This window comes from Cryobacterium sp. BB307, assembly GCF_012274275.1.
Taxonomy (GTDB): Bacteria; Actinomycetota; Actinomycetes; order Actinomycetales; family Microbacteriaceae; genus Terrimesophilobacter.
In genome coordinates, this window is record NZ_JAANZA010000001.1 from 1,204,577 (window position 1) to 1,216,623 (window position 12,047).

General features: G+C 68.6%; 9 protein-coding genes. All 9 read left to right on the plus strand.

Annotation, left to right across the window (positions count from 1 at the left end; all coding sequences use genetic code 11):
- Nucleotides 1–4: 4 nt before the first annotated feature.
- The 9 genes from HGK58_RS05915 to HGK58_RS05955 all read left to right on the plus strand — a co-directional run bounded on the left by HGK58_RS05915 (nt 5) and on the right by HGK58_RS05955 (nt 12,024).
- Nucleotides 5–1,273 (plus strand): DUF58 domain-containing protein, encoded by a 1,269-nt coding sequence (locus HGK58_RS05915; protein ID WP_168626557.1) that lies wholly within the window; start codon nt 5–7, stop codon nt 1,271–1,273.
- Nucleotides 1,270–3,546 carry a transglutaminase domain-containing protein gene (locus HGK58_RS14040; RefSeq protein WP_168626558.1) on the plus strand — a complete coding sequence of 759 codons (2,277 nt, stop codon included), beginning with the start codon at nt 1,270–1,272 and terminating at the stop codon, nt 3,544–3,546. The genes HGK58_RS05915 and HGK58_RS14040 overlap by 4 nt, the downstream gene beginning before the upstream one ends.
- Entirely contained in the window at nt 3,543–8,024 is a 4,482-nt protein-coding gene (locus HGK58_RS05925; RefSeq protein ID WP_168626559.1) for an FtsK/SpoIIIE domain-containing protein, read from the plus strand. The genes HGK58_RS14040 and HGK58_RS05925 overlap by 4 nt, the downstream gene beginning before the upstream one ends.
- 100 nt (nt 8,025–8,124) lie before the next feature.
- Nucleotides 8,125–8,421 (plus strand): WXG100 family type VII secretion target, encoded by a 297-nt coding sequence (locus tag HGK58_RS05930; RefSeq protein ID WP_168626560.1) that lies wholly within the window; start codon nt 8,125–8,127, stop codon nt 8,419–8,421.
- Between the two features lie 83 nt (nt 8,422–8,504).
- Nucleotides 8,505–8,828, plus strand: a complete 324-nt coding sequence (locus HGK58_RS05935) for a hypothetical protein (RefSeq protein ID WP_168626561.1) — start codon at nt 8,505–8,507, stop codon at nt 8,826–8,828.
- Nucleotide 8,829: 1 nt separating this feature from the next.
- Complete coding sequence (locus tag HGK58_RS05940) at nt 8,830–10,155, plus strand: hypothetical protein (RefSeq protein ID WP_168626562.1); 1,326 nt, start codon at nt 8,830–8,832, stop codon at nt 10,153–10,155.
- Complete coding sequence (locus tag HGK58_RS05945) at nt 10,152–10,766, plus strand: hypothetical protein (protein ID WP_168626563.1); 615 nt, start codon at nt 10,152–10,154, stop codon at nt 10,764–10,766. Before HGK58_RS05940 ends, HGK58_RS05945 begins: the two co-directional genes overlap by 4 nt.
- 5 nt (nt 10,767–10,771) lie before the next feature.
- Complete coding sequence (locus tag HGK58_RS05950; protein WP_168626564.1) at nt 10,772–11,407, plus strand: hypothetical protein; 636 nt, start codon at nt 10,772–10,774, stop codon at nt 11,405–11,407.
- Complete coding sequence (locus tag HGK58_RS05955) at nt 11,404–12,024, plus strand: hypothetical protein (RefSeq protein ID WP_168626565.1); 621 nt, start codon at nt 11,404–11,406, stop codon at nt 12,022–12,024. The genes HGK58_RS05950 and HGK58_RS05955 overlap by 4 nt, the downstream gene beginning before the upstream one ends.
- Nucleotides 12,025–12,047: the final 23 nt, after the last annotated feature.

Below are 12,047 nucleotides of genomic sequence, written 5' to 3' on the forward strand. Positions count from 1 at the left end.
GAGAGTGAGCACAGCCGAGACGACCCTGCTCGGGCAGGAGGAGGTACCGCGTCAGCGCGGTCTCTTCGGCGTGCTCGCGCGCATTCGGGAACTGGCGGCGTCCGTCTGGGCGGCTGCTGGTCCGTACGTGCGGATCGTGACGCCCATCGGATGGCTCGTCCTGGTTGCCGGGGGAACGTCACTGTGGGTGGGGCTCGCCTTCGGCTGGCACGAGTTCGTCTTCCTCGGCTGCGTGCTGCTGGCCGCGCTGCTCGTCGCGGTGGTGTTCCTGTTCGGGCGCGCATCGTACGAAGTGCACGTCGAGCTGAACCCGCGGCGTGTCGTCGTGGGGGACCGCGCAATGGGCCGGCTCATCGTCAGAAACACCAGCACCCGCAATCTGCCGCCGAACCGGATGGAACTGCCGGTCGGCCGCGGCCTCGCGGAGTTCCAGCTGCCCGGGATGAAGCCCAAGCAGGAGCATGACGAACTGTTCGCCGTGCCGACCAACCGCCGCGCGGTCATCGTCGCCGGCCCGGCCGAGTCGGTGCGCGGCGACGCGCTCGGGCTGCTGCGCCGCGCGGTCAAATGGGCCGACCCGGTCGAGCTGTTCGTGCACCCGCTTACCGCGCGCCTGCAGCCGTCGGCATCCGGACTCGTGCGGGACCTCGAGGGTCAGGTGTCCAAGAAGATCACCAACAGCGATATCGCCTTCCATGCGCTGCGTCCCTATGTGCCAGGCGACGACCGTCGGTACGTCCACTGGCGCACCTCGGCGCGCATCGGGCAGCTCATGGTCCGCCAGTTCGAGGAGACCCGCCGGTCCCAACTGACGGTCATCCACAGCACAGATGTCAAGCACTACGCGAGCGAGGACGAGTTCGAGCTCGCGGTGTCGGTCTCTGCCTCCATCGCCGCGCAGGTGATCCGCGACGGCACCCAGATGAGCGTCGTGAGCGAGGACGGGCTGTGGCGTACCCACAGCGTCACGTCGATGCTCGACTCGTCCTGCCGCATCGAGACGAAGCCGAGCCCGTTTGAGACACCGCGCCAGTTCGCTCGCGAGCGCACGAAGCGGCTGCCCGCGCCGAGCGTCGTGGTGATCGTCGGCGGTTCTGGCATGTCGACTGCCGACTTCCGCAGCATCGAGTCGCTGTTCACAGCCGACACGAACCAGATCGCGATCCGGGTGCAGCACGGCGCGGAGCCGAGCATGTCCTCGGTCGCGCGGCTCACCGTTGTCACCGTCGGGTCGCTTGACGACCTGCCGAAGCTCGTGCGGAGTCTGTCGTGAAAGCGAGCGACGTCGGCGTCGTCCTCCTCCTCAGCGCCATCGGCATCATCGGCTTCCGGCCGCCGTTCGCCGACTACACCTTCCTCATCGCCGGCGCCGGCGGCCTGGCTGTTGGCACCGCCGTTGCGGTGGTCGCGGCCCGGTTCCGCCTGCCCGCGGTACTCAGCGTGCTGGCCGCCATCGTCGCGTTCTTCCTGTTCGGTACCGCCTTCGCCGTGCCCGGCCTCGGGCTTCTGTGGGTGGTGCCGACGCTTGAGTCCCTCGCGGCGCTGGCCGTCGGTGCGGTGTTCGGCTGGGCGGATGTCGTCACCCTGCAGACCCCGATCGGCGCTCCCGACTACATCAACGTCGTGCCGTACACCGCGAGCTGGCTCGTCGGCTTCGTCAGCACAACCCTCGCGCTGCGCTGGCTGGGGGCAAGTCGAAGCGTCCTGCGTCTCGCCGCCGTCATGATCGGACCGGTGCTGCTCTATCTCGGCAGCATCCTGATCGGCACGGACCAGGCCTACTTCGCCGGGCTGCGTGGCATCGGCTTCGCGGGAATTGCGCTTGTCTGGGTGGGCTGGCGCCGGCGCTCGCAGCACACTGTCGCCGCCGAAAGCGCCAAGACGCTGTCCCGCCGGAAGCTCGGCGGAACCGTCGCACTGCTCGCGAGTGCGATCGTGCTCGGCACCGTCGCGGCGGTCGTCATCGCGCCGCCCGCGGAGAGCCGGTTCGTGCTGCGGGAGGAGATCGAGCCGCCGTTCTACCCGCTCGACTACCCGAGCCCGCTCGCCGGCTTCCGGCACTACACCAAGGTCGTGCCGGAGGAGGTGCAGTTCACGGTCGAGGGCATGCAACCAGGCGACCGCATCCGGCTCGCGACCATGGACGCGTTCACCGGCAAGCTGTGGAATGTCACCGGCTCCGAGACGCAAGCGGACGGCACCGGCGCGTTCGCCCTTGTCGGACGCAACCTGCCGTCACCCGACTTCATGACCGTCGACCACGAGTCCCAAGTGCGCATCACCGTCGGCAGCTACAACGACGTCTGGGTCCCCGGCGTCGGCTACCCGACGGACATCGAGTTCGTCGCAGGCGCGGCGGCCGAAGCACAGGACGAACTGCGGTTCAACGCCGCATCGGGCTCGGCAATGCTCCTCGGCGGACTGCGCGAAGGCGACAGCTTCGTCGTGAACTCTGTCGTGCAGCGAGTACCAGCCGCCGACGAGCTCTCCGACGTCAAAGTCGCGAGCGTTCCGTTGCCGCCGGTGTACGACACGCCGGATGTCGTCACCGCCAAGGCGGGCGAGTTCGCCGGCGGCGCCTCGACCCCCGCTGCCATCCTCGAAACCATCAGTCGCACCCTGTCGGACACCGGCTTCCTCAGCCACGGCACCGCATCCGACTCGGTCGCATCCCGCGCCGGCCACGGCGCCGACCGCATCGAGGAACTGCTCACGCGCTCCCAGCTCATTGGCGACCAGGAGCAGTACGCCTCCGCGTACGCGCTCATGGCACGCAGCCTCGGCTACCCAGCGCGCGTCGTGATGGGGTTCGCCCCCGAGTTCACCGACGGTCAGGAGTCAGTGAAGGTGCTCGGCTCTGACGTGACCGCGTGGGTCGAGGTCGCGTTCGACGGTGTGGGCTGGGTCCCGTACGACCCGACCCCGGATGAGACCGACATACCGCAGGACGAGATCCCGCAGCCGAAGACCGAGCCGCAGCCACAGGTGCGCCAGCCACCGCGCGTCGAAAGCGAAGATGACGAGCTGATCACGCCGGTCGAGTTGGAGGAGAGCGACTCCGACGATGACGAGCTGTTCGGGATCCCGACTTGGGCTTACTTCGTCGGCCTCGGCATCCTGATCCCGGCCGCGATCGTGTTCCTTCCGATGCTCGCCGCGCTGGCCATTAAGGCCCGCAGGCGGGCTAGACGCAAGTCGGCGGCCGCCGGCCATGTTCGCGCCGCCGGAGCCTGGGAGGAACTCGTCGACCAGTACGCGGAGCTCGGCTACGAGCCGCCCCAGCGAACCACCCGCGTGCTCACTGCCCGCGAACTGGAGCGCCAGCTCGGCTCGGACGGGTCACCGCTCGCCGCGCTCGCCACCGACACCGACCATGCCGTGTTCTCGGGCACCGACGTCGCGCCGGAGCAGACCGAACGGCTCTGGACCGAGGCAGAGGGCGCCATCGCGACCGCTCGCGCCGCGGTGTCCAGGTCACGGCGCTGGCTCAGCCGCTATCGCATCAACCGTGCACGCAAGACCCGATCGAGAGGAAGCCGGCAGTGAAGCTGAAGCTCACCCTGGGCCGCAAGACCGGTCCGAAGGCCGACATCGTCGTCACCGCTGACGCCTCCGCAACGATCGGCGCGCTCGCATCGACGATTGCCGCGGTCGACCCGCTGATTCCCGACCACGGCGCCTCATCCGCCAGCAGCCTGCGCTTGGTCAGCTCCGAGGGCGGCCGTGGGCGGCTGCTCGACCCGAGCCTCGCCGTTGGCGACTCGCCGCTGGCATCCGGAGCCGCGATTGAGCTCGTCGAGGGCACGGGCGAGCAGCCGCCGGAGGCGGGGCGCGAGGTCGCCGCGGTCCTTCGCGTTGTTGAGGGTCCGGATGCCGGCACAGAGTTCGCGCTTCCGATCGGCACCGCGACGCTCGGCCGCGAGCGTGGGCTCGAGGTATCCCTGAGCGACCCGTTGGTCTCCAAGCGGCACGCGCGGCTGGACGTATCGGCGGTGGCCGTGCGGTTCGTCGACCTGAACTCGGCCAACGGCATTGAAGTCGACGGTGGTCTGATGACCCGCGCCGACATCGGCGACGGCGGAACCGTGCTGCTCGGCGACACGAGGCTCACCGTGCGCATCGTCGCGCGGACCCCTGGGAAGCACGACATCATCGCCGACGGCCCGATCCCGTTCAATCGGTCACCCCGCGTGGAGCGCCGCTACCCGGGCACCGAGTTCGCGGGTCCAGCTGTCCCCGGGCCAATGGAATCGACGCCGTTCCCGTGGCTTGCCATGGCGGCCCCGATCATCATGGGCACAGTCCTGTTCTTCGTCACCGAACGCTGGATCTCGGTCATCTTCATGGCGATGGCACCGATCGTCATGATCGGCACCTGGCTGACGAACCGATCACAGCGCAAGCAGAAGGCCAAGGCAGCGGCCAAGCAGTTCGACGAGCAGCTCGAGGTGCTGGAGCGGGACCTCGCGACGCAGGTGCCGATTGAGCGCGAGGTGCGCCTGGCCGAAGTGCCGTCGACCATGGAGGTCTACGACGAAGCCATGCGTCTGGGCCCGGTGCTGTGGACGCGCCGGCCCGAGCACTGGTCGTTCCTGTCGCTGCGTCTCGGCGTCGGCACACTCCCGTCGCGCAACACTGTTGACGTGTCGGGCGAGGAGTCCGGGCTCCCCGAGTACCGGGAGCGGCTGCGCGAAGTCATGGAGCAGTACCGCTCGGTCGACGGGGTGCCGCTCAGCGAGAGCCTGTTCGACGCCGGTGCGCTCGGCATCGTCGGCGACATCACACCGACAGCGGATGTCGCCCGCGGCATCCTGAGTCAGCTCGTCGGCCTGCACTCACCCGCAGAGCTGGTCGTCACGGCGATGGCCGGCAGCGCATGGACGCCGGAATTGGAGTGGCTCAAGTGGCTGCCGCACACGGCATCCGCCAGCAGCCCCATCGAAGTGGCGCACCTCACCAACAGCCAAGGCAGCGCCGGAGCGCTGCTCGCGGCTCTCGAGGAGGTGCAGCAGGCGCGCGCCAAGAAGGAATTGCAGCGCGGTGCTCAGGTGTTCGACCAGTCTGCAATCGTGCAGGGCGCCAAGGTCGGCGAGGACGGCTCGCTGTCGGCACCACCGGTGCCCACACCGGCAATCCTGGTCGTCATCACCGACGATGCCCCCGTCGACCGGGCCCGGCTGATTCAACTGGCAGAGCGCGCGGCGGACTCGGGCATCTTCCCGGTCTGGCTGGCCCCGAACGTCGAGGCGCTGCCTGCGGTGTCGCGCACCTACGTGGAGACCACCGCGGACCCGACCAGATCGACAGTCGGGTACGTCCGCCTGGGTCAGCACATCAGCCCGGCGGCCACCGAGCCGGTCACCCGCGACCAGGCGCTCGCCCTCGCCAAGCGACTCGCTCCGGTGTACGACGCCGGGTACTTCGTCGCCGATGAGTCCGACCTGCCGCGCAGCATCTCCCTCGTCACTCTCCTCGGCGCGGAGCTGGCCGGCAGCAGCCAAGCGGCGATCGAGCGGTGGACCCAAAACGAGTCCATCCACGACCGCAGCGGCAGCGCGCCGAAGAAGCGCTCCAAGCGCAGCGGCCGCTTGCGTGCCATCGTCGGCCAGTCCGCGGTGGACGCGATGCACCTCGACCTGCGCCAGCAGGGACCGCACGCCCTCGTCGGAGGGACGACAGGATCCGGAAAGAGCGAGTTCCTGCAGTCGTGGGTGCTCGGCATGGCGGCCGAGTACAGCCCAGATCGCGTCACCTTCCTGTTCGTCGACTACAAGGGCGGCTCGGCGTTCGCCGACTGCGTCAACCTGCCGCACTGCGTCGGCCTGGTCACCGACCTCAGCCCGCACTTGGTGCGCCGCGCGCTCACCAGCCTGCGCGCAGAGCTGCACTACCGCGAGCACCTGCTCAACCGGAAGAAGGCGAAGGACCTGCTCGAGCTGGAGAAGCGCGGCGACCCGGATAGCCCGCCTGCGCTCGTGCTCGTGATCGACGAGTTTGCGGCGCTTGTCGGCGAAGTACCGGAGTTCGTCGACGGTGTCGTCGATATCGCCCAGCGCGGGCGGTCGCTCGGCATCCACCTCATCATGGCCACCCAGCGCCCGGCCGGCGTGATCAAGGACAACCTGCGCGCCAACACCAACCTGCGCATCGCGCTCCGGATGGCGGACGAGTCCGACAGCCAGGACGTGGTCGGCGACAAGATCGCCGGCACCTTCGACCCGTCGATCCCCGGCCGCGGCATCGCCAAGACCGGCCCCGGTCGGCTTACGCCGTTCCAGTCGGCCTACGCGGGGGGCTGGACCAGCGAAGCGCGCGAGGACCCGACGATCGCGATCAGCGAGCTGCGTTTCGGTTCGGAGATCGTCTGGGAGCGACCGGGGACAACCGACGTCCCGGTCGTCGAGGAGGACCAAGGCCCGACCGACCAGGCCAGGCTCGTGGCCACGATGGTCACCGCGGCACGGGAGGCCCGTATCCCCGCGCCCCGGCGACCCTGGCTCGACGAGCTTGCGGCGGTGTACGACCTGACCAGGCTGCGTCAGCGCACCGACACCGAACTCGTGCTCGGCGTCAACGACATGCCCGAGCGGCAGCAGCAGCATGAGGTCTGCTTCCGGCCAGACACCGACGGCAACCTGGCCGTCTACGGCGCGGGCGGCACCGGAAAGAGCTCCGCTCTGCGCACCATCGCGATCGCCGCGGGCATCACCCCGCGCGGCGGTCCGATCGACGTTTACGGGCTGGACTTCGGCTCCGGCGGACTCCGGATGCTCGAGCCGCTGCCGCACGTCGGTTCGATCGTGAACGGCGACGACTCCGAGCGCGTCATCCGGCTGCTGCGCACGCTGCGCGGCATGCTCGAAGACCGCAGCGAGCGCTACACCGCCGTCAACGCGTCGACGATCACCGAGTACCGGCAACTCGCGGGCAAACCGGACGAGAAACGCATCCTGCTGCTCGTCGACAACTTCCCGGCATTCCGGAACGAGTTCGAGGTCGGCGCATCCCGCGCCCCCTGGTACGGCGCATTCCAGCAGCTGTTGGGTGAGGGCCGCGCGCTCGGCATCCACGTGGCGATCTCGGCCGATCGCCCCGGCAGCGTGCCGACCGCCATCAGCTCGGCGATCACGCGCAGGGTGGTGCTCCGGATGGCGGAGGAGAGCTCGTACTACCTCCTGGACACGCAATCGGATGTGCTCGGGCCGGCATCCCCTCCGGGTCGCGCGGTCATCGACGGCCTCGAGACGCAACTCGCGGTGGTCGGCGGCACCGCGAACGTCGCCGAGCAGTCGAACGCGGTGCGCGCGCTCGCCGAGGCGATGGCCCGCACCGGCCGCATACCGGCGGAGCCGGTCGGGACACTGCCGACCGAGATTCCCGCGCGCGCGTTGCCCGAATCGCTCGGCGGCCAGGCGGTGCTCGGCATCTCCGAGCTGGACCTCGCCCCGATCGGGTTCGAGCCCACCGGTGTCTTCCTGCTCGCCGGCCCACCGGCGAGCGGCCGCACCAACGCGTTGAAGGTACTCATCGGCAGTCTCGACCGTGCGCTGCCCGGCTCGACGCGCTACTACTTCGGCAATCCGCGCTCCGACGTCGGCAGGCTGCCCGGCTGGGAAGCCAGCGCCACCGCGCTCGAGGACGTCACCGCGCTCGCGAAGGAGGTCACCGCCTCGGTCGGCGCCAGCAGTGCGGGCAAGATCGTCGTGGTCATCGAGCAGGTCGCCGACTTCCTCAGCTCGAGCGCGGACTCCGCGCTGGTCGAGCTCATGAAGGCGGTCAAGCGCAGCGACCACTTCCTGCTCGCCGACTCCGAGACCGGGCAGTGGGGGTCATCGTGGCCACTGCTGTCCGAGGTGAAGAGCGCCCGCACCGGGTTCCTGCTGCAACCGGAATCCATCGAGGGCGACACCATCCTGAAGACCTCCCTGCCGCGCGTCTCGCGCGCTGAATTCCCGCCCGGAAGGGGGTACTTCATCGCGCGCGGCAAGGCAACACGAGTGCAACTGCCGCTCGCTGAGGCGTGAGTGATGGGGACTGCTCCCCATCGACCACCGGATGCACTCATCGGTACCGTGAAACCACTAGCCCGCTCCCTGAGCGGCACAACCAAGAAGGAGCACACGAATGGCTAACCTCAACGTCACCTACGACGACCTCCGCGATGCTGCCCAGCGCCTCCTCGCCGGCCGCGACGACCTGAACGCGAAGCTCACCGAGCTCAGCAACCTCGTTCAGAACCTGACCGCCAACGGCTTCCAGGCCGAGCAGTCCTCGGCCGCCTACCGCGACTCGTACGAGCAGTTCACCTCGGGCACCCGCACCGCGATCGACGGACTCGAGGGCCTCAGCCAGTTCCTGGTCGCCGCAGCCGACGCGCTGCAGCAGACCGACGAGGGCCTCGCCAACGCCATCCGCGGCTAGTTACTCTCACCGGCCCCCGTAGCCCGGGGGCCGGTGCGAAGAACCGCACCCCACCAGCCAACCCACGAAAGGACGCGCACACGATGGCCGGAGGCGATCTCAGGGTCGACTACAACAGGCTCGGTGAGCTCGAGACCAACCTGACGGCCGCGGTCGACACGGTCGGCCGCGAGTTCGAGTCCATGCTGACCCTGTCGCACGCGGTCGGCGACCACAGGCTCGCAGCGCGAACCGTCGAGTTCCGGGACTCGTGGGACAAGCGGCGGCTGGAGATCGTGAAGAACCTCGAGTGGCTGCGCGACTCCGTGCGGAACATCCACACCCAGCTCGCGGAGACCGACGCGTCTCTCGCGAACGGGCTGACCAACCCGCCCGCCGGCAACGGCCCTGCACCCCAGGCGGTATGACATGTGCTTTCGCTGCGACGATCCGATTCCCGACGAGATCCCGGGCAATCCCGAAACTGTAAGCAGCTTCGCCAAGGCATTCAGCACCACCGCCGAGGCGCTGCGTGAGGCGGCCGCCGAACTCGCGAACCTCGCGAACGACGACATCACGATCAGCGAAGCGGTCGACGAGGTGCGCTCCAAGGCCGGGGACGCGAGCGGAGACACCGAGCGCGTGGCGGTCCGCTACCAGGGCGCGGCCGAAACCTTCAGCGCCTACGCCGGGTCGCTCTCCGACGCGCACACCAACGGCAACGGCGCGCGCACCCAGATCATCTCCAACAACGACAACGGGCGGTACTGGCGGCACCGCCAGAACCAGCTTCGCGATCAGGCGATGTGGGGTAACACCGATCCGGAGCTGCTCGCCGACCTCGAAGAGGCGAACCGGCAGGCGAACCACTACGACTCCCAGTACACGACCTACCTGGCGCAGTACAACGCCGCGGTGTCGTCCTGGGAGGCCGCAGTCAACGACGCCGTCAACGGCCTGCGCGATGCGGAATCGGATTCGAACCTCAACGACGGGTTCTGGGACGGGGTCCTGGGCGACCTGCAACTGTTGTGGGAACTCGCATCCAAATACCTCGGGCCGGTGCTCGAGATTCTGCGGGACGTGCTCGAGATCCTCAAGAAGATCGTCGACGTACTCGCTCTCATCGTGACTGTTCTCGCCCTGTTCATTCCGGTGCTGGCACCGCTCGCGGCTGCCCTGTCCGCGCTCGCGGTCATCCTGTCGGTGGCGATCTTCGCCTGCTCGGCGTTGCTGTTCCTGATGGGCAGGGAAAGCCTCGGCCGAGTGCTCGCGGACGGCATCTCCGCCCTCACCAGCGTGATCACCTCCAAGCTCGGTGGTGGCAGCGGCCTGTTCGACGATGTGGCCGGCGCGTTCTCTGGCGTGACGCAGCGCGGTGCCGCCGTCGCTGCGGGCAGCACCGTGCCGCTTGTTGTGCGGCCGACCAGCAACCAGGTGGCCGACCTGTTGCAGAGCCAGACGATCGGCGGCCTGGTCAGCGCGTACGGAACCCCGGTCAACTACTTCGTCAGCGAGGGTCTCGATTTCGAGTTGTCGCACCTCGGCCAGCGGCCGTGGGGTTCACCTCCGAAGCCGGTGTGGGACCTGTCCGACGCGACCCCGACCGACATGCTCCCCGGGTTCGCGGACATCGCCACCTTCGGAACCGCATCGCCGCTCGCGGGCATGTTCGACTGGGACTACGACACCGGTGCATCGTGGAATGAGATGACGGATGTCTGGGGCTCCGTGAACGCGGTCCCCGCATCGTGAGCGGCGGAGTCCTCAGCGACGGCATCCTGACCGTGCAGGTCCCGGCCGGCTGGATCGCCCTGCCCGGCCAGGACGAGGACGTGGACACGCGCATCGCCAACATCCTCGACGGCCTCGACTTCGGCGAGAACCGCGACGAACCCGCCGGTCGGCTCGCCGCCGCTCTCCGCACGGTGACCGCGATCGCCGCTGCCCTGCCCGCCGGAGCGCGACGCAGCTTCGCCTTCGTAATCGCGCCTCACACCGGTCGGGTGGAAGCGCTGCTCAGCATGCGCGTGAGCCGCATCGCGCCCGGCGCGTACGACAATTACCTCGCCGCAGCCCGTTCGTTCAGCGGCGACGAGAGCACCGAGGTCATCCGTCGCACCGTCGACGAGGTCGAAGTGCCGACCGGGCGCGGTGTGCTCAGCCACGACTTCACGCTCCCGGTCGCACGTGAAGGCGTGCCCAACCCGGCCATGGAACGCACCTTCCTCGCCCTTTTCCCGCACGGCGGCGAAACGGGAGTCGAGTTCACGCTGCTCACCCAGAACTTGGCCTTGTTCAGCGACACCGGGGCATACTTGATGGCGTTGGCGGCCGGGGAAGACCCGTCCGCCGGAGACGATTGATGACGATGACTGAACCCACAACTCCGCGCTTCGTACTGCCGGGCAAGTGGGGACGAATCAACCTCGCGACCGACGAGTCGATGCACCGCTCTATCCGCAAGGTCCTCGATGAGGCGACCAAGCGCCGCGACGACCTCGCGACGACTCGCGCAGAACTGCGCTCGCGCTTCCAGAAGGCTGCCGACGCGGCACGGGAGGGCGGCGCATCCGACTTCTACGTCGCGTTCAACCTGACCCCGAAGATTCCGCTTCCCGCTTGGGTCTCGGTGTTCACCCCGCGCATCGAGGCCACCGACTTCAATGCGCTGGGTTTGAGCGAGCTGAAGTCGTTCCTCGAGGTTGGAACGCGCGGCTGGGCCCCGGAGGAGGGGTCGGTGTCCACGCTGGACGGCGATGGTCGCATCCAGGCGGTCCGCCACTCGTGGCGCCGGGTGCGGGAGGTCTCTGAAGGGGATGCGGAAGCGACGTTCGAGTTCGTCGAGGCCGACTACTGGCTCGCTGCAGCCAACCCGAACCGGCTTGCGCTGCTGACGTTCTCCACCGCGCTCGCCGAATACGAGGAGGAGATGCTCGGGCTGTTCGACGCGATCGTGAAGACGATCCGCTGGCCCGCCCCGACCACGGCCGAGGACGCCCAGTGACGACAGAAGGGGTCGTGATCCTCACGATCATCGCTGTGCTGGTTGTCGCGCCTTTCGTGCTGATCCCTCTGCTCGCGCGACGTCACGTGAAGGATGGCCGCCGCGCCGACGAGAATGGCGTGTGGCAGCCCAGTCTGAGCCCGGGCTACCTCTTTGCCCGATTCTGGGTGAAATTGCCTCGGCCAGAAGCGGACCGCATCGCCCGTCAGATCCTGGAGCACCTGAGGTTCCACACGCGGCGGCTGCCCGAGGCGACCTACCAGTTCGTGCTGCCGAACGGGTCGTTCGTGACGGTCAAGGACTTCGCGGCCGGTGGCGGTCGTTCCTTGTGGCTCATGAAGCACCGCGCAACGAGCACCGCCACCGGCACCCGGCTGGTCATGTCCTCTTTCAGCGGACCCGGGACGGTTCAGGTCGCCGACGGGTGGTTCACCGGGCCGATGACCCCGCGCCAGGAACGCTGGGTGGTCGGGCGCCTGTCCGCCGCAGTCTGGTACTCGTACGCCATCCGGGACCGGGATCGCGACGCTGGCTCTATCGTGATCCGCCCGCAGGATGATCCGCGGCCGCTCGCACCGGGCGACGACACCCGCTCCACCAAGGTCGCCACCGCGTGACCCACATGGGCAGCGGTGCCCAT

Coding starts and splice junctions, on each gene's coding strand:
- HGK58_RS05935 (WP_168626561.1), top strand. CDS start 8,505: ATGGCCGGAGGCGATCTCAGGGTCGACTACAACAGGCTCGGTGAGCTC.
- HGK58_RS05950 (WP_168626564.1), top strand. CDS start 10,772: ATGACTGAACCCACAACTCCGCGCTTCGTACTGCCGGGCAAGTGGGGA.
- HGK58_RS05930 (WP_168626560.1), top strand. CDS start 8,125: ATGGCTAACCTCAACGTCACCTACGACGACCTCCGCGATGCTGCCCAG.
- HGK58_RS05940 (WP_168626562.1), top strand. CDS start 8,830: ATGTGCTTTCGCTGCGACGATCCGATTCCCGACGAGATCCCGGGCAAT.